Annotated in this window: 23 protein-coding genes; all 23 read right to left on the reverse strand. The window is 29.7% G+C overall.

The features are described from left to right. Positions 1–58: 58 nt before the first annotated feature. Complete coding sequence (gene spoIVB, locus CRN98_RS01985) at positions 59–1,279, reverse strand: SpoIVB peptidase (protein WP_097025750.1); 1,221 nt, start codon at positions 1,277–1,279, stop codon at positions 59–61. Between the two features lie 186 nt (positions 1,280–1,465). Continuing rightward, positions 1,466–3,157, reverse strand: coding sequence for a DNA repair protein RecN (gene recN, locus CRN98_RS01990; RefSeq protein WP_097025751.1), 1,692 nt, complete (start codon positions 3,155–3,157; stop codon positions 1,466–1,468). Between the two features lies 1 nt (position 3,158). After that, positions 3,159–3,620: an arginine repressor gene (locus CRN98_RS01995; protein ID WP_035306976.1), complete on the reverse strand. Its 462-nt coding sequence runs from the start codon at positions 3,618–3,620 to the stop codon at positions 3,159–3,161. Between the two features lie 24 nt (positions 3,621–3,644). Further along, complete coding sequence (locus tag CRN98_RS02000) at positions 3,645–4,469, reverse strand: NAD(+)/NADH kinase (RefSeq protein ID WP_099458738.1); 825 nt, start codon at positions 4,467–4,469, stop codon at positions 3,645–3,647. After that, complete coding sequence (locus tag CRN98_RS02005) at positions 4,469–5,290, reverse strand: TlyA family RNA methyltransferase (protein ID WP_097025752.1); 822 nt, start codon at positions 5,288–5,290, stop codon at positions 4,469–4,471. Before CRN98_RS02005 ends, CRN98_RS02000 begins: the two co-directional genes overlap by 1 nt. Before the next feature lie 13 nt (positions 5,291–5,303). Continuing rightward, entirely contained in the window at positions 5,304–7,166 is a 1,863-nt protein-coding gene (gene dxs / locus CRN98_RS02010) for a 1-deoxy-D-xylulose-5-phosphate synthase (protein ID WP_097025753.1), read from the reverse strand. 3 nt (positions 7,167–7,169) lie between these two features. Next, positions 7,170–7,748: a hypothetical protein gene (locus CRN98_RS02015; RefSeq protein ID WP_242960789.1), complete on the reverse strand. Its 579-nt coding sequence runs from the start codon at positions 7,746–7,748 to the stop codon at positions 7,170–7,172. A gap of 719 nt (positions 7,749–8,467) precedes the next feature. Further along, positions 8,468–9,355, reverse strand: a complete 888-nt coding sequence (locus CRN98_RS02020; RefSeq protein WP_097025754.1) for a polyprenyl synthetase family protein — start codon at positions 9,353–9,355, stop codon at positions 8,468–8,470. Next, complete coding sequence (locus tag CRN98_RS02025; RefSeq protein ID WP_097025755.1) at positions 9,324–9,539, reverse strand: exodeoxyribonuclease VII small subunit; 216 nt, start codon at positions 9,537–9,539, stop codon at positions 9,324–9,326. Before CRN98_RS02025 ends, CRN98_RS02020 begins: the two co-directional genes overlap by 32 nt. An 11-nt stretch (positions 9,540–9,550) precedes the next feature. Continuing rightward, positions 9,551–10,747, reverse strand: a complete 1,197-nt coding sequence (gene xseA / locus CRN98_RS02030) for an exodeoxyribonuclease VII large subunit (RefSeq protein ID WP_097025756.1) — start codon at positions 10,745–10,747, stop codon at positions 9,551–9,553. Continuing rightward, complete coding sequence (locus tag CRN98_RS02035) at positions 10,747–11,583, reverse strand: tetrahydrofolate dehydrogenase/cyclohydrolase catalytic domain-containing protein (protein WP_097025757.1); 837 nt, start codon at positions 11,581–11,583, stop codon at positions 10,747–10,749. The genes xseA and CRN98_RS02035 overlap by 1 nt, the downstream gene beginning before the upstream one ends. Next, positions 11,584–12,060, reverse strand: coding sequence for a transcription antitermination factor NusB (gene nusB / locus CRN98_RS02040; RefSeq protein ID WP_097025758.1), 477 nt, complete (start codon positions 12,058–12,060; stop codon positions 11,584–11,586). Between the two features lie 135 nt (positions 12,061–12,195). Beyond that, positions 12,196–12,591: an Asp23/Gls24 family envelope stress response protein gene (locus CRN98_RS02045; RefSeq protein WP_097025759.1), complete on the reverse strand. Its 396-nt coding sequence runs from the start codon at positions 12,589–12,591 to the stop codon at positions 12,196–12,198. Positions 12,592–12,685: 94 nt separating this feature from the next. After that, positions 12,686–13,195, reverse strand: coding sequence for a SpoIIIAH-like family protein (locus tag CRN98_RS02050; RefSeq protein ID WP_097025760.1), 510 nt, complete (start codon positions 13,193–13,195; stop codon positions 12,686–12,688). 59 nt (positions 13,196–13,254) lie between these two features. After that, complete coding sequence (gene spoIIIAG, locus CRN98_RS02055; RefSeq protein WP_097025761.1) at positions 13,255–13,869, reverse strand: stage III sporulation protein AG; 615 nt, start codon at positions 13,867–13,869, stop codon at positions 13,255–13,257. A 14-nt stretch (positions 13,870–13,883) separates the two neighbouring features. Next, positions 13,884–14,456, reverse strand: coding sequence for a stage III sporulation protein AF (gene spoIIIAF / locus CRN98_RS02060; protein WP_097025762.1), 573 nt, complete (start codon positions 14,454–14,456; stop codon positions 13,884–13,886). Between the two features lie 7 nt (positions 14,457–14,463). Further along, positions 14,464–15,618 carry a stage III sporulation protein AE gene (gene spoIIIAE / locus CRN98_RS02065; protein WP_097025763.1) on the reverse strand — a complete coding sequence of 385 codons (1,155 nt, stop codon included), beginning with the start codon at positions 15,616–15,618 and terminating at the stop codon, positions 14,464–14,466. Positions 15,619–15,628: 10 nt separating this feature from the next. Further along, the gene (gene spoIIIAD, locus CRN98_RS02070; protein WP_097025764.1) at positions 15,629–16,015 is read right to left on the reverse strand and encodes a stage III sporulation protein AD; all 387 of its coding nucleotides are present in this window, start codon (positions 16,013–16,015) and stop codon (positions 15,629–15,631) included. 9 nt (positions 16,016–16,024) lie between these two features. Then, on the reverse strand, positions 16,025–16,222 hold the full coding sequence (gene spoIIIAC / locus CRN98_RS02075; protein ID WP_097025765.1) for a stage III sporulation protein AC: 198 nt from the start codon (positions 16,220–16,222) through the stop codon (positions 16,025–16,027). Between the two features lie 15 nt (positions 16,223–16,237). Next, a complete protein-coding gene (spoIIIAB, locus tag CRN98_RS02080; RefSeq protein WP_097025766.1) occupies positions 16,238–16,756 on the reverse strand; it encodes a stage III sporulation protein SpoIIIAB in 519 nt (172 codons plus the stop codon). Next, positions 16,753–17,673 (reverse strand): stage III sporulation protein AA, encoded by a 921-nt coding sequence (spoIIIAA, locus tag CRN98_RS02085; protein WP_179631886.1) that lies wholly within the window; start codon positions 17,671–17,673, stop codon positions 16,753–16,755. Before spoIIIAA ends, spoIIIAB begins: the two co-directional genes overlap by 4 nt. A 173-nt stretch (positions 17,674–17,846) precedes the next feature. Next, positions 17,847–18,263: a CD1247 N-terminal domain-containing protein gene (locus CRN98_RS02090; RefSeq protein ID WP_097025768.1), complete on the reverse strand. Its 417-nt coding sequence runs from the start codon at positions 18,261–18,263 to the stop codon at positions 17,847–17,849. Between the two features lie 67 nt (positions 18,264–18,330). Next, entirely contained in the window at positions 18,331–18,888 is a 558-nt protein-coding gene (efp, locus tag CRN98_RS02095) for an elongation factor P (protein WP_097025769.1), read from the reverse strand. Between the last annotated feature and the right edge of the window lie 46 nt (positions 18,889–18,934).

Here is an 18,934-nt window from a genome sequence, read left to right on the forward strand (position 1 = left end):
GAATAGACAATATTTTAGTATATTATCTATTCTATTATACTAAGTATTTATTAAATTGTTAATTGTTATATTTAATTATGTCAGCTTCTTTTAGCATCCATTCTATATATATACCATATCCTGTATCTGGTTTATTTATAAGCACATGTGTTACTGCACCGACTATCTTATTATCTTGTATTATAGGACTTCCGCTCATTCCCTGTACTATACCGCCGGTTTTATTTAAAAGTTCCTTATCTGTAACTCTAATTATCATACTTTTAGGTCCTGGTTGACTTTGTGGGAGTAGCTTTTCAATTATAATATCATAAGTTTTAGGTTGGTTTCCTTCTATAGTAGTATATATTTTTGCTGGGCCTTCTTTAATTTCATGTCTTAAAGCTATAGGCATTTTTTTTGCATATTTATTTTTTAACTCTAAATTTGCTTTACCAAAAATACCACATTCGCTATTTCGCATAATTTTTCCAAGAGCTATATCCTCATCAATAAATATTCCTTTTAATTCTCCTGGAGATCTTTTCACTCCTTTTCTTACAGAAACAATTGATGAATTTATTATCTGTCCTGATCCTATTGGAAGTATTGAACCTGTATCAACATCTGTTATCGGATGACCTAATGCTGCGAATATCTTATTATCATCATCATAAAATGTTAAAGTTCCAACTCCCGCTGTAGAGTCTCTTATCCATAATCCAATTTTATATTTCCCATTTATATCTTTAATAGGTTTTATAATCTTTTCTATGATTTTTCCTTGTCTATCTATAATTACATTTAAATCTTTTCCTTCTGCAATATTTACTAAAGATGAAGTTTTTTCGGTCCCTGTAACCTTATCACCATTTATTTCTATAATATTATCCCCAATTTCTATACCTGCTTGTGCTCCCGGGCTTGTGATTTTCCCTTTAGAAGTTTCTACATCTGATAATGCAATTACTAAAACACCTTTTGTTTTAAGTTTTACTCCTACTGGTTGACCTCCTGGATATAGTCTTATTTCCTCTGGTACTGATTTCACTTCTACAGTTTTAACCTTTAATATTCCAAGTAAGCTTACATTTACATTTTTACTTTGACTATTTAATCTGCTTGATGCCTTGACAGTATTTTCTTGAACCAATCTTATTATATTGCTTGATTCAAGTCTTTCTCCTTCTCTTATAAAAATTGTAGTTGGTATGTTGAAAGCTTTATAATAGGCAACCAAAGTAAATAACAGGATGGATAACACAAAACAAAGTGTATATTTAATTTTAAATTTTCTCATCATTATACCTCCTGTCTTTATTTTTATATCTTTAAGTTGCCCAGTTAAAAAATTTATTATGTTATTATTCTTTTGTATATGCAGTTAAGTATTACTTGTTTAAACTAAAATTAATAATTAAAATCAAAAAAAAGGTTACAATAACATTATTTATTGTAACCCTTTTCTTCTTTTATATTCTTTTGATCACATCTCTAGTTTTTTATGATTAGCTAAGGCTATCATTTCTTCAGCATGTCTTAATGTAAGATTTGTTACTTCTGTTCCACCTATCATCCTAGCTATTTCTTCTGATTTTTCCTTATCGCTTAACTTATTTATAGAAGTATATGTTTTATCACTTATAACTTCTTTAGCAACCTGATAATGAACATCAGATATGCAAGCTATTTGTGGAAGATGAGTTACACAAAAAACTTGATGCGTTTTAGAAATACTATACATTTTTTCTCCTACACTTTGTGCAATTCTTCCACTAATTCCAGTATCTATTTCATCAAAGATTACAGATGGAATTTTATCTTTATTCACAAATACTGTTTTTAAAGCTAACATAATTCTGGATAATTCTCCACCTGATACCACTTTTTCTAATGGCTTTAATGGTTCTCCAGGATTAGTTGAAATTAAAAATTTAACTTTGTCCAATCCATTTTCATTAAATTCTTCTTTTAATTCTACAGAAACTTTAAAAGTACTTTTTTCTAAACCTATATAATTTAATTCTTCTTTTATTTTAGCTTGCAAAACATTTGCAAATTCTTCTCTAAGAGAATGTATTTTATATGCTTTTTCTTTAAGTTCTTTTAGTATAATCTCTTTTTTATAATTTAATTCTTCTATTATAGCTTCACTATTTATAAGTTCTTCATATTGCACACTTATCTTATCTCTATAATTTAAAATTTCTTTTATACTATTTCCATATTTCTTTTTTAAACTACCTATTTGAAAAAGTCTACTGTTTATCGTATTTAATTCTTCTTCATCATAATATATAGAATCCTTAATTTCTCTAATATCTCTTATATTTTCTTCTAAATTATAATAAGTTTCCTCTAATGAAATAGATACTTTTTTTATTTTTTCCATATGATTTTCTACAGACTTTAAATCTCTTACTATAGATCCTATGCTATCTATTATAGAAGAAGTATTTTCGTCTCCATCATATAACATTTTATAACTTAATGATAATGACTTATTTATTTTTTCAGAATTAGATAATATATTATATCTTTCTTCTAATTCTTCTTCTTCGTCTGTTTTCAACTTAGCAGCATTTATTTCTTCTAATTGATATTTTAAAAAATCTATTGTCTTTTCTCTTTCTCCATTTTTCCCCGTTAAATCGAATATTTTATTTTCTATTTCATTTAATTCTTCATATGAATTTTTATAGTCATTTAGATATTCTCCCAATGCTTCTTCTCCAAAATAATCTAAGTATGTTATATGATTAGAGTGATCTAATAAGTTTTGATTTTCATGTTGTCCATGTATATCAAGCAAAGTTTCTGTCAGCATTTTAAGTTGAGAAAGAATCATTGACCTTCCATTTACTTTAGCAATACTTTTTCCGGATTGAAATGTTTCTCTACTTATTATTATCCAATCCTCATATTCTATACCTTGTTTTATAAGCTCTTCCTTAGATTTCTCGTTTTCTAAAGTAAATATAGCTTCTACAAAGGTTTTATCTTCTCCTGTTCGTATAAAATCCCTATTAAATTTGCCTCCTAAAACATAATTTATAGCATCGATTAATATAGATTTTCCTGCTCCAGTTTCCCCAGAAAGTACGTTAAAGCCATTATCAAACGATATGCTTAATTCTTCAATTAAAGCAAAGTTTTTAATATTTAACTGAAGAAGCATTTTAATCCTCCTGTTCTAATAACATTTTTTTCATTCTTTGTGTTATAATTGAAGCTTGCTCCTCGGTTCTTGCCATTACAAATATAGTATTGTCTCCTGCTAAAGTACCGGCAATCCCCTGAAAATGTAGTGTATCTATGGCCTCTGCTGCTGCTGAAGCCGAGCCTGACAATGTTTTTATAACCACAAAATTATTTACATTTTCTACACTTGTAACAGTTTGAGTAAATATATTTACAAGCTTATTTGATAGATAATTTTCAGTATGCATGATAGTTGCATATTTATATTTCCCTGAATTTGATAGTACTTTTATTAGTTTCAGTTCCTTTATATCACGAGATACTGTGGCTTGAGTTACATTCATTCCACCTTTTCTAAGTTCTTCTGCTAATTCTTCCTGTGTTTCAATATCTTTGCCTGTAATTAGCTCTAGTATTTTGGCGTGACGAGTTACCTTCATATATTTCACCTTCACATTCTTTCGTTATAAATATAATTTTTTTCTTAAAATACTAAAATAATCTTCTCCATTTAATCTTATAAGCTTACATTTATATGGTGCATTTTCTATTACTATATCATTTATGATACCTAAGTCTACTGGTTCAAGCCCGTCTGCTGCAACATGTATACTGCTTCTTCTACGTTCAGTTATAATTTTTACTTTACTATCTCCATGAAGAACTATACTTCTCATACCTAAAGAATGAGAACAAATAGGTGTTATGCTTATCACATCTAATGTAGGATATATTATAGGCCCACCTGCTGAAAGCGAATAAGCTGTAGATCCTGTTGGAGTTGATATTATAACTCCATCAGATACAAAGGTAGTATAATAGTTGTCATTTACATAAATTTTATATTTTGCTACTCTTCCAATAGCACCTTTAGCTATAACTACATCATTTAATGCATAAAGTATTTTAGCGTCATTAGGGAATTCGATACTGCATTGTATCATCTTTCTATTCTCTAAAGTATAGTTATTATTTAAAATATTTTTTATGGCAAAACTAAAATCTGCACTTTCTACCTCTGCTAAAAAACCTAAATGTCCTATGTTTATTCCTAAAATAGGTATACCATATTTAGAAACATATTTAGATGTATTAAGTATAGTACCATCTCCACCAAGTACAATTACTACATCAAGATATTTGCTCTCTTCATTTTCTAATCCTTTACAATCCTTATATACCTTTATATCTATATTATTATCTTGATTTTTTATCTTTTGTACTATAGAAGCTAATATATTCCCACTAATATCCTTATCTGTATTCACATTAATCCCTATGTTTTTCATCATTTTACCTCATCTAATTCCCCGTGAGATAAACTTACTATCTCTTTTATTTTTTCATCTTTAAAATCAAAAGCTATTTCATGGTCTTTAGTAAAATATATCAAATACTCAATATTGCCTTCAGGTCCTTTTATAGGCGAATAATCTATATCTATAATGTTAAGATCTAACTTTCTTATAAAGGTTACTATTTTAATTATTACTTCTTCATGAGTTGATTTTTCTCTTACTACTCCCTTTTTACCAACTTTATCTCTTCCTGCTTCAAATTGAGGTTTTATTAATGCCATTATAGAACCTTTATCATTTAATAAATTTATTGCTGCAGGAATTATTTTTTCTAGAGATATAAAAGACACATCTATACTTGCAAAATCTGCATATTCTCCTACCTCTTCATAGGTTACATATCTAAAGTTGGTTCTTTCCATGCATACTACCCTTGGATCCACTCTAAGTTTCCAAGCTAACTGCCCATATCCTACATCTATAGAATATACCTTACATGCTCCATTTTGAAGCATACAATCTGTAAACCCACCTGTTGAAGCACCTATGTCTATACATACCTTATCTTTAAGCTCTATGCCAAAGGATTTTATGGCCTTTTCAAGCTTATATCCTCCTCTGCTTACATAGGGCATTTTTTCTCCCTTAAACTCTATATTTGAACTTACTTTTACTTTTTCTCCGCACTTGTCAACTCTTAATCCATCTATAAATATTTCTCCTGCCATTATACTTGCACGTGCTCTTTCTCTTGAAGAAAAGATACCTTCTTCGACTAAAAGTATATCCAGTCTTAATTTGCTTTCCGCCATACCTTACTCCTTTTTAAATAAATTTTATTACCTTTTCTACTATTCCATCGCTATCAATACTACTAGCCTTATAAAAAACATCTATATTACCATGAGGAATAAATTCATCTTTAAATCCTAAATTTATAACCTTAGTAGCTGAATTTATACTTTGAATGTATTCTAACACCAAAGAACCAAATCCCCCTGTAACTATATTATCTTCTATTGTAATAATGCATTTTTTTGTTTTAGAAAATTTACTTAAAAGTTCAATATCTATAGGTTTCACGAATACTGCATTCACAACTCCTATTTTAATTCCCATTTTCAATAGCTTTTCTCTAGCAATTAATGCATTTTGAACCATCTTTCCTACTGCTATTATGCTAATATCTCCTTCATCATACATTGTTTCCCACTTACCATATTTAAATTCAGTTAAAGGGTTTAATTCTAAATCTAAAATATCTCCACCTCTTGGATATCTAATGGCTATGGGGTTATTTTGATTAAATGCCCATTTAAACATAGGCTCCATTTCTTCTACACATTTAGGAGCCATTATAGTCATATTTGGTATATGAGCTAAATAAGATAAATCAAATACTCCTTGATGCGTTTCTCCATCTGCACCTACTATTCCCGCTCTATCAATAGCAAGTACTACTGGAAGCTTTTGAATACATATGTCATGTATTACTTGATCATAAGCTCTTTGAAGAAATGTAGAATATACAGCAAATACTGGTTTTAGCCCTTGAGAGGCCATTCCTGCTGCCATAGTTACTGCATGCTGTTCTGCTATACCTACATCAAAAAATCTTCCTTTATATTTGTCTGCAAATTCCTGAAGTCCTGTCCCATCTCTCATTGCTGCTGTAATTGCTACTATCTTATTATCTTCCTCAGCTAATTTTACCATTGCATTACCAAAAGCTTTAGAATATGATATTCCTCCTGTCACGGCAACTTCTCCACTTTGTAAGTTAAATGGTCCTATGCCGTGAAATTTTCCAGGATTCATTTCAGCAAACTTATATCCTTTACCCTTTTTGGTAATAATATGTATAATCACAGGTCCATTAATTGATTTTGCTTTTTCTAAGATATTACTTACTTCATTTATATTATGTCCATCTATAGGGCCTAAGTATTTTATTCCCATATTTTCAAAGAGCATTCCCGGAACTACCATTTGTTTTATACCATTTTTAACTCTTTCTAAAGTACGAGCCATACCACCACCTATACTAGGTATCTTTTTTAAAATTCCATCTATATCTTGTTTTAATTTATTATACCCAGGATCCATTCTTATTTTACTTAAATATGTAGAAATTCCACCTACATTCTTTCCTATAGACATTTGATTATCATTTAATATTATTATCATCTTAGTTTTACTGTATCCCACATCATTTAACGCTTCAAGAGCCATTCCACCAGTTAAGGCTCCATCACCAATTACAGCAATAACTTCATGTTTTTCTCCTTTTAAATCTCTAGCTCTTGCCATACCTAATGCTGCAGAAATTGAAGTACTACTGTGTCCTGTTTGAAAATGATCATATTCACTTTCTGAGACTTTAGGAAATCCACTAAGTCCACCATATTTTTTCAAAGTTTTAAATGCATTCATTCTTCCACTTAATATTTTATGAACATAGCATTGATGCCCTACGTCCCATATTATTTTATCCTTTTTAAAATTAAATATATTGTACAGGCTTAAAGTAAGTTCTACTACTCCAAGATTTGACGCCAAATGTCCACCAGTCTTAGAAACACTTTCGATCAAAAAGCTTCTTATCTCATGAGCAAAACTATTTAACTCCTCTATAGTCATATTTTTAATATCATTGGGCTCTTTATATTCGTTTAAAATACTTTTCATAATTTATCTATCCTTTTTTATAAAATATATAATCTTAGATACTTTATCTATTACCTTATTACTTTGTTTCATTGCAAAACTTTTTCCTACGGCTTTGCCTCCTATAGTAGCTGCAGCTATAATTGACCCTATAAAAGCTGATATAAGAGCTGCATTTAATTCAGGCAATATTATAATAATTTTTGCCAAAATTAAAGCTCCTATTCCTCCGCTTACTATGCCACATATATCTCCTACTACATCATTACAAAAATTAGATACTTTGTCTGCATTTTTTATAAGCTTTACTGCTATTTTTGCTCCTGGAAGTTTTTTAGCTGCCTTTGCATGGAAAGGTTTTTCTTCAGCTGCAGTAACCGCCACTCCTATTATATCAAATATGACACCTAAGATTATTATAAAAATTAATATAATAAAAGCTACTAATATATTTACATTTCTTAGTAGCACATCAGACAAAAGATTAACACTACCAGATATTAATATAGACCATAATATTATGGTCACTACCCAGCTTGTTTCTTTCTTTTTTTTATTATCTTTTTGGAAATTATTACAATTAACTTTACTGTCAGCATCCAAAACTTATATCCTCCAAAATATGTATATAAAAAAGGTGGCAATAAACTGAGTAAACCTTGCGGCTTAGGTCCAGTAGGATTTCCCATAGGTCAACCTAAATGTCGCCATTTTGGCGGTTTCCCTTTAATTACCTATCTACTTTGTTTCCAAAAGCAGGACTGGATTGCCACTTAGTCCGCACTGCAATCCTCAGCATATCTCTAAGTTGAACAGTCTAGGAGTTTTCCTCAACAGTTAGGTATCTCTCTAGCCTCTTTTGCAGCTTAGGTTTCAGCAAACAAATTCCTTTAATTTTGGCCAAAATTAAATGGTGTCACTGCTTTCCCCCTAAACCACTCAAGGCAGGCTACACTGCACATAGCTCTTCACCACATTGCAGGTTTAATCCATTTTCGTATAAAAGGTATCTAACCTTTTACACAATAAATGGTCTCCGCGAGGGTAGGGTCAGTTCCCGCATGCCGTTGCGGCTGCCCCATCCCCCTTACTCCCAGCACCAACCCATGACTGGGCGTCATAAGCCAGCACAAGGAACTTCATCGATATGCCCTTTGGCGGATTTTTAGCCCCGCCTTCAAAAGATACTTACCCGACTAGAATACTGCACCACCTTTTAAAGGTTACACTATTATAGTTTAGATATATATTTAAAAATCAATTATAAATATCTACGTTAATGCTAACATATTGTATACCTAATATGCTAAAAAGTCAACTTTTTAATATTCCCGTTTTAAAAGAATTACTGTGAGTTTTTCAAGACTTTCTGTATTTTTATCTATTTTGTTTAAAAGCTCTAAACACTCTTCTGTTAATTTCAAACACATCTGTTTAGATTCTTCTAACCCATATAGTTTTACAAAAGTACTCTTATTACTTTCCATATCTTTTTTAGCTGTTTTACCTATCTTATCTGAATCTCCTATTATATCCAATATATCATCCTTTATTTGAAAAGCCAATCCTAATTTTTCTCCAAACTCATTTAATATATTATATTCTTCTTCTGTACTTTCACCTAATATAGCTCCTGCAAGTATGGAAGCTTTTATAAGTGCCCCAGTTTTTTTACTATGAATGTAATGTAACTTGTCTTTAGGTATATCTTCATTTTCACTCAGAATATCTACTGTTTGCCCACCTATCATTCCCTCTACTCCTGAAGCTTCTCCAATAAGAAGTGCTGCTTTTGCCCATTTCTTATCTTCTCTTAATGAAAATTTAAAAAGTATATTTAAAGCTTCATTTAAAAGTCCATCTCCTGCAAGCACAGCTAGAGATTCACCAAATACTTTGTGATTTGTGGGCTTTCCACGTCTTAAATCGTCATTATCCATACATGGCAAGTCATCATGTATAAGTGAATATGTATGAATCATTTCTAAAGCTCCACACACAGGAATTATGTCTTCATAATTATCTTCAAACATATTATATGTAAGTATAGTTAAAATGGGTCTTATTCTTTTTCCTCCAATATTTAAACTATAACTCATAGCTTCATATATTTTTTTATTATAAGAACCTTTATTTTGAAAATAATTTTTGAGCCAAGATTCTATTTCTTCTTTTAACTTATTGATATTCAAAGTTTTCTTCTCCCTCATCCATAAGTATTTTAATTTTACTTTCTGAATCATTTAAAATCTTATAAAGCTTATTACAAATTTTAATACCTTCTTCATATTTTTTCATAGAATCCTCTAGAGATATTTCTCCATTATCCATGCTACTTAATATTTCTTCCAATCTAGTCATTAACCCTTCATAGGTTTCAGCTTTTCTCCCCATAAAATCACTCCTTAAGCTTTTTCTATCTTGAACTTTCCTTTTCCATCTTTTAATATTATATTAGCTTCTGCAAGTGATTGTAGCTTATTTAAAGATGATACTACACTTCCATCAGTTGATTCAATCACAGCAAATCCTTTACTTAATATATTTAATGGATTATGAGCTGAAAGAAGTGCATTAGCTTTAGTTAACTTTTGCTTTTTCAACTCTAAATTAGTTTTAATATTATGCTTTAACGCTTCTTTTAACTTATCTAATTTATGATATTCATTTACTATTGTTCTTTCAGGACTGTTCATTTCTAAATTTCTTTTAAGATTTTCTATGTTATTATATTTGTCTTTTAAAAGCTGCGTTATGAGATTATTCAAGGTATTTTTATAAATTTTTATAGAATTTAATATTTCTTCTTTATTAAATACTGCAATTTCTGCGGCAGCTGAAGGTGTAGGAGCTCTTCTATCACTTACAAAATCAGCAATTGTATAATCGACTTCATGACCAACTCCTGTAATAATAGGTATCTTAGAATTATATATAGCTCTTGCTAAATTTTCATCATTAAATGCCCAAAGTTCTTCAATGGATCCGCCACCTCTTGCAATAATTATTGTATCTATATTCCCCTTTTTATTAAAAGTACTAATTCCTCTTATTACATCCTCACTAGCACCAAGTCCCTGTACTAATGAAGGATATATAACTATTTCACAATTACTATTTCTTCTCTTAGATACATTTATTATATCTCTTACAGCAGCTCCAGTAGGCGATGTTATAACTCCTATTCTCTCCGCAAATTTTGGTATAGGCTTTTTATGTTCAACATCAAATAATCCTTCTAACTCTAGCTTTTTCTTTAACTTTTCAAAGGCTATATATAATTCACCTAATCCTTCAGGTTCAATACTATTACAATAAAGCTGATAAGAGCCATCCTTTTCATATACTGAAATTCTTCCTTTAACTACAACCTTAATTCCATTATCAGGAATAAACTTTAATGTTCTAGTATTACCTTTAAACATTACGCAATTAATCTTACTGTACTCATCTTTTAATGAAAAATACATATGGCCTGAGGAATGAAGTTTAAAATTAGAAATTTCACCACTTATAGCTGCATTATTTAATATGAAGTCATTGTCTATTACTTTTTTTATGTAATTATTTATATCTGAAACTGTTAAAGTTTTTAGATACATTACTTTAATACCTCACATGTATTCTTAATAAGCATTATAGGAGTCATAGAACCAACTCCTCCAGGCACTGGAGTTAAAAAGCCTGCCTTGTGTATTACATTTTCGTAATCTACATCGCCTGTCATTTTTCCATTAACCACAGAAAATCCTACATCTATGATAACTGCACCTTCTTTTATAAAATCTTCTGTAACAAACTTTGGAATACCTACCGCTGCAACCACTATATCAGCTTCCTTGCATACCTTTCTTATATCTTGAGTTTTAGAATGACATATAGTGACAGTAGCATCTTCATTAACTAAAAGTTGAGCTACAGGTTTACCTACAATAGTGCTTCTTCCTAAAACTACTGCATTTTTACCTGAAATATTTATTCCAGTGCTTTTTATAAGTTCTAATATTCCTTGAGCAGTACAAGGAATAAAACATTTTTCTCCCTTATAAAATCTTCCTGCATTTATATCTGTAAGTCCATCTACATCCTTTAAATGACTTATAGAATTTATTATTTTTTCTTCATCTAATTCCTCTGGAAGCGGTAGCTGAAGTATAATCCCATGTATACTGTCTTCTTCATTTAACTCTTTAATTTTTCTCATTACTGACTCTTCTGTTGAATCCTTATCCATTATAAAGCTTTTAAAGACTACTCCAAGCTCTTCACATACCCTGCTTTGATTTTTTAAATAAAATAGAGAACCTTTATCTTCTCCAACCAATACACTTGCAATGCAAGGGGCATTTAATCCATCTGCTACTCTTTCTTTAATAAGGTTTAAAAGCTCTTCTTTAAAACTTAATGCAACTTTTTTCCCGTCTATAGGTACTCCCATTTAAGATAACTCTCCTTTAACTTCTTTTGCTATATTATCAAGCACAGCATTTATATAATTTTTAGACTTATCATCACAATACTTTTTAGTAAGTTCTATAGCTTCGTTTATTGAAACTCTTTCTGGAATATCTTCCTCAAAAAGTATTTCATATGTACACAGTCTAAGTATTGCAAGTTCCACCTTGGAAATTCTATTTATTTTCCATCCTTTTAAATACTTTTTTATTTTTTCATCTAGCATTGTTTCGTTTTCTTGTATGTTTTTCATCATATTTATAACATAGCCCATATCTACCTGATCTAAACTTGTATCTTCTGGATCTTCTTCCATCTTCATTCCCATAAGTTCCATGGTACTATCTTCTTTTTCATTTGACTCTCTTAAATCATCTAATATGGATTTGTAATCTTCACCTTTTATCATTGATTCAAATAACAACTTCATAGTCACTTCTCTACTTTTTTTTCTGTTCATATTGTACCTCCTAAAAATACTTACATAAATATATTTAATAATAATTATTAAACAAAAGCCATGTATTATACATTATTTTATTATACTAAATTATATTTTACATGAAAACACCCTCTGTTTAACAGAGGGTGAAATTTATTCTTCTATTTCTTCAACATTTCCTTCATCCATCTTAGGAATAATAACATTTTGAACATGGATGTTTACAGCATCAACATTAAGACCTGTCATAGCTTCTACTGTTCTCTTAACATTTTCTTGAACCTTTAGCGCTACATCTGGAATTCTAATGCCGTATTCTACTACTACATATAAATCTATAGCAGAGCTTTCTTCACCTACAGTAACCTTTACTCCCTTTGAAAGATTCTTTTTGCCTGTTAGTATTTGAGTTATACCTCCAACCACGGAAGCACTCATACCAACTATACCTTCAATTTCTGTAGTAGCAAGGCCTGCTATAACTCCTACTACCTCATCCGATATCTTAACTATTCCCATATCTATTTCTCTGTTCATGCTTTCTTCCATATTATTACACCTCCTGGTTACTTATCTTTTACACTTTGGCAAAAGTTTAATCTTTAGTACATTATATCAAATACATCCTATTATATCAAACTAATTATTCTCTTACAGAAACTTCTACATTTTTAATTTTAGCTTCATTTAGTACTATAGTTTGGATTTCTCTTAACTGTTTATCAGTAAGTTTTTCATTGCTATTTCCTTTTACTATAACTGTAGCCTTATCTCCATTTAAAAGACATACTGAATTTTCATAACCCTTGGCTTCAAGATTTAATTCTATCTTAGTTTCATAATTATAGGACATAGCTAAAGCTGCATATTGCTCAGCTGTACTATCTTTTTGCTTTTGAGATATGTTCTTATCTTCCATTATGCCCTTTAAGTTTTGCAAAGTTTGTGTAACTTTATTATCACGTGCCATTTTTGCTTCTACAAAGTAATTAGATGTATTTTTAGTATTTTTGTCATTGCTCTTTAATGAAATTGCACTTTTTTCTCCTCCGGATTGAGTGTAAAGTGGATTGTTAAGTTTTGTTGCTAAAACTCCCATACATACTATTAGACCAAGTAAAGTTGTAATGATAATACCTTGTTTTTTATTCATACAAAATTCCCCCCATTTATCTTTTTACAAGATTATATGATTTTAAATTAACATATATGCTATTTTTTCATTGGATAAACATTAACTTTATTATCAGGTACGTTAAACAAATTAGTTACAGCTTTTCTTATTCTATATTCAGTAACCTTATTTTCAGCACCTTCTGCAACTACAAGAACTCCAGTTATCTTAGGCTTGTTTTTCTTAATAATAAGAGGCTTCGTTTGGTTACCATCATTAGTTATAACAACAGAAGTGCCATTATTTTTTTGCGTAGTTTTTCTAGTTCCTCCTTCATTATCCACTTCCTCTGTTAAATTTGTTGAATCATTAACATTAAACGCTGGTACCTGTTCTTCTCCACTTTCAAAATAAATCATAACCTCTACTCGTCCAACCCCCTCAGTTTGCTGAAGAATATTTTTCAAATCAAATTTTAAATCCTCCTCCTCCTCACTATTTTTATTATTTTGTATATTTTCCTCCTTAATTTCAGGACTACTATTCACTGATAATGATTTTCCATTATTTCCAGTGGCTTTGAAGAAGCTCGATGCAACCAAGATTAAAATCCCTACCAAAAATACTATTATAAAGTTTGCAATTATCTTATTACCAAATATTTTTTCCTTTGTTTCACTTTTAATTTTTTCAAAGATCTCTTTAAAGTTCATGGTATACCTCCTTTTCATAATTCGTAAATTTTAATTAACTCTTCTTGTATATTAAGTTCTTTACTTAAAAATTGCTTTACTTCATTAAATTTTTCATTTTTACTTATACTTTCTTTTTCAGACTTAAAGCTTTCTACCGTTACTTTTTTTATTTTTTGTATTCCTTTTTCCTTTACACCAATTTCTATGCTTATTATTTTTACCTGATTCTTATTAAAATCTGATTTTACCTTTACTTCAAAGTCCATATCCTTAAATTTTTCTTTTAGCTTTTCCTCTGATAAATTTTTTAAATTAGAATTAAATGTTTCAAGGGTTGCATTTAAATTATTTTTTTTGTATTCTTCCATGTTGCTCTTAGATTCTTTTGCTTCTATAGCTTTTTCCACATTATTACTCATAACATTTATATCAAAGTTTTTATCAAACACCTTTATTATAGGATTTATAATAACTGTCATAAGTATGAGCCCTAACACAAACTTAGCATACTTTTTTAAGTCATTATCTGGAAGTATCATTTCTACAGCAGTTATAAAAAGTACCACTGTACATATATTTACTATCCATGCTTTAATTATCTCCAAAGTTTAATCAACCTCCTACTGCCACTTTACCTGCAGCTGCTAATATGGCTATCATTATAAAAAACATAACAGACACACATATTAAGCATGCAGATATAAGTATAAGTGAGTCCCCAGCTGAACTTATGCAACTTACAAGTCTCTTATCTCCAATAGGCTCTATAAGAGCAGCAGTGAGCTTATATACCAAAGCAGTAATTACAATTTTTAATACTGGCAGCAGCACCATGCAGATAAGTATTATAAGTCCTACACTGCTTATAGAATTTTTTAATAATATAGAATAGCCTGCTACAGTAGATATAGCATCAGATAAACACTTTCCAACTACAGGAATAAAGTTATCTACTGCATACTTTGCCGTTTTTGCTACTACCTGATCTATGGTCTTGGAAGATATTCCTCTTATTGTTATTATCCCAATAAATATTGTCATAAGTATTCCTTGCATCCATAAAGCACATTGATTTAATAATTTGGTAAGCTTATCCACTTTAAATTCATCAGAAATATTATTTACGAATTGAAGTACAAAGGTTATTGTAATTAATGGAATAATTATATTGGCAAATAATTCAGCACTTATATTTATGGCTCCGATTATAACAGGATCCATGAGCGTAGCTTCTGTTATACCTCCAACCCCAGTAAGGAGCATAATGAGTACCGGTATTAATGCAAGCATAAAATCGGACATTTTTTGTATTGTTTCTCGAGCTAGTTCTACACCTACATAAAAACTCTTTGTCATAATAATTATTATTAATGAATAACAAGCAAAATAGGCTATATGTGACAGCGTTTCATTACTAAATGCTCTTTCTAAATTAGTTATAAGAGCACATATTATGGAAATTATAACCAAAACAGACATAAGTTTTATTGCAGCTGAAGTTTCTCTAACAGCATAAGACGCAATTCCTTTAAATACCTTGCTTACTGAAAACGTTCCTTCTCCACTTTTCATATAGGTCTTTATATATTCCTTTATGTTCATATCCTTTAATATTTCTTGTTCACTCTTTATATTTGTCATATAATCATAAAGCTGCTGAACTTCCATATTGTTATCTATAGCAGTTTCATCTGAAGAAGCTTGTACATTAAAAGGAATAATCCCAATGCATAGTAGTGTTATCAATAAAATAATTAGTTTTTTCATATTTTATCCCCTACATTATTTTTAAAATTGATTGCAGGACTGCCATTAGTATCGGTATGGCCAGTACTAATATAAGTATCTTACCTGCAAATTCCACTTTTGATGCTATACTATTTTGTCCAGCATCCTTGCATATTTCACTACAAAAGGAAGCTAAATAAGCAATTGCAAGTATTTTAAATACCGTTCTTAAATATATAAAATCTATATTTGCTTTAAGAGCTAACGTTTGAAGCAAATTCATTACTGAAGTTATTTTTCCAACCATATATAAAAATATAAGTATCCCTGCACACATGCTTATTTGTACAGCCCACTCTTCTTTTTTAGCTTCCTTTACTACTAGAACAATAAAAAGAGCACAAAATGCAAATCCAACTATTTTTATAATCTCCATGTTATCCTCCTAAAGTTGAAACATAGTCCTTACTGCATTAAAGAGTTTACTTATAAGATTTATTACCATCATAAGTATAATTACTATTCCAGCTAGATTGGTGAGTACAGCATAATCATCATAGCCACTACTTTTTAATATCTTATCTAGTATGATTATCAATATGCTTACTGCTCCTATTTTAAATATTAAGCTTACATCTAACATTGCAACCTACCCCCTTTAAATAAACATAATTACTATAATTGCCCCTATAGAAAACCCCAAATACCTATACATTTTTAAATTTTTTCTTGTTAATATTTCACTTTCTTCAATTTGCTTTCTTAATTCTTCTTCAGTAACACGAAAAATATTTTTTTGACTTTCTACATCCCATTCCCCTAAAGATTTACTTAAATTTAACAAAATGCGAATATCTTCCTCGTTCAAATTGAAACTTTTCTTATATAAATTTATATTACTATAAAATGCTTCATATACTCCTTCTGATATGCTTTCTTTAAGATCTTTTGATATACTTAAGAATAAAGTTTTTATTGGTTCTATAATTCTCAAACCTATTTTCTCTAATGCATATGGAAGTGGAGTATATGCGTATACTATTTCATTTTTTAAAATACCTATAGCTCTTTCTAATTCCTTTAATTCTCTGGTTCTTTTTTTAAATAATTCTCCAAAAAAATATCCTAAAAGACTTGTAGAAACTATCACTAAAACACTTCCAATTATTTTAATCATAGTACCTCCTTAAAAATTTTCTTTTGTTCTAAAAAATCATATATATATTCTATAGTTCCTGGTCCATTTTTATGACTCATTACTATAGCTCTTTTAAAAACTTTATTGTCTATAATCTCTTTAAATACAGATCTATTATATAAATCTGAAATATCATATCCATGTATACTTGTTATAACCTTTACTCCTGAATTCATAGCAGCTATTATACTTTCTGTATCCTTTGCCGTTCCTATTTCATCACATACTATAATCTCTGGAGCCATACTTCTTATAGCTATTATGATGCCTTCACTTTTAGGGCAACTATCTAACACATCAGTTCTTATACCTAAATTTAGTTGTGGAGCACCATTATAGCAAGCTGCAAGTTCACTTCTTTCATCTATTACTGTAATCTTTTTGCCTGATAATGAAAACTTAATGATACCATCAGATATATTTCTCGCTATATCTCTTAACAAGGTAGTTTTCCCACATTTAGGTGGCGAAATTATTATTGTATTTACTATTTCATCCTTGTCCACTAAATATTTAACTATATTATCAGAACATCCTAAAAGCTCTTTGCTTATTCTAATATTTAGAGAAGATATATCTCTTATGGTTTTTATTTTTTCCTTTTCAACTATGCATTTACCACATATTCCTATTCTATGGCCACCTTTAACAGTTATATATCCTCTTTTTATTTCTTCATCATAAGCATAAATGGAATAATTACTCATTCTTTTTAAAATCATATCTATTTCCTCACAAGAAACTGTATAATTAAAGACCTTCTCCTTTTGCTCCATTTCCAACATAAGAGGTTTATTTACTCTAAGTCTAATTTCTTGAACTTTGTTAAAATTTTCTTCTCCTACTAGAGATTTTATGCTGTCTGGAAGTATACGAAAAATTTCTTTAGTGTTTATCATCTTTTTATCCTCCTCCTCTTATTAAAAAGTATTTATATTTATCTAAAAATATTCCTATATTAATGATTTTTTACAAAGTTTATTTTGTCAAAAAATAACAAAGCTTGAGTTTACTCAAACTCAAGCTTTGTTACAATTAATTAAATATTTTGTATATTTAAGATAAATTTTTAGTCTTCAGTGCATTCTTTACAATGACCATCACATTCAAATTGAAGTGAAATATTTTTATGACAGTTAGGGCAAATTATACTTTCTTTTTCATCTAATATTCCTGCATCTATATATACTGTTTCTCCACAATCTTGACAAGCAACTTCTACGAAACCATCTATCTCATCGTCATCATAGTCATCATCTTCATCGTCAAACAATTCATCTTCTATGTATGCTAAATTCTCATCTAAATTATCTACATATTCTTCCATATCGCTTTGAGAGTCTTTCAACTCATCTATTTCATCTGCTATTTCCTCTAATACTTCTACTATTTCCTTGATGACTTTACCTTCTCTATCCTCAGTATCAATCTTCAGCCCATCCATTAAGCCTTTTAAATAAGAAACTCTTGACTTTATAGAATCCATTAACCTTCACATCCTTCTTATATTTATTTAATAGCGACATACATAATGTATGTCGCTTAAATAATAATTATACTCTTTCCATGTATTCTCCAGTTCTTGTATCTATTCTTATTACATCTCCTTCATTTACGAATAAAGGCACTGGAATTATTGCTCCTGTTTCTACAGTAGCTGGCTTTAATACGTTTGAAGCTGTATTTCCTTTTGCACCAGGATCAGCTTGAGTTATTTGTAATTCAACAAAGTTAGGTGGTTCTACAGAAAAAGCTTCTCCCTTGAAAAACTTTATAACTGCAAACATGTTTTCTTTTAAATATTTTATAGCTTCCTCAACTTGATCATGATTTAATGGAATTTGTTCAAATGTTTCTTGATCCATGAAGTAATATAATACTTCATCTGTATATAAATATTGCATTTCTTTTCTTTCAATAACTGCTTCTTGAAGTTTTGCAGTTGGGTTAAATGTTGTTTCAGTAACTCCTCCATTTATAACATTTCTTAATTTTGTTCTTACAAAAGCTGCACCCTTACCAGGTTTTACATGTAAGAACTCTGTTACAGTGTAAACTTGTCCATCTAATTCAAAAGTTGTTCCTTTTCTTATATCTCCTGCTGATATCATTGTAAGTATCCCTCCAAAACTATTAATTCATTTATATTATAACCTT

Origin of the sequence: Clostridium peptidivorans (assembly GCF_900205925.1) — a bacterium.
GTDB lineage: Bacteria > Bacillota > Clostridia > Clostridiales > Clostridiaceae > Clostridium_AK > Clostridium_AK peptidivorans.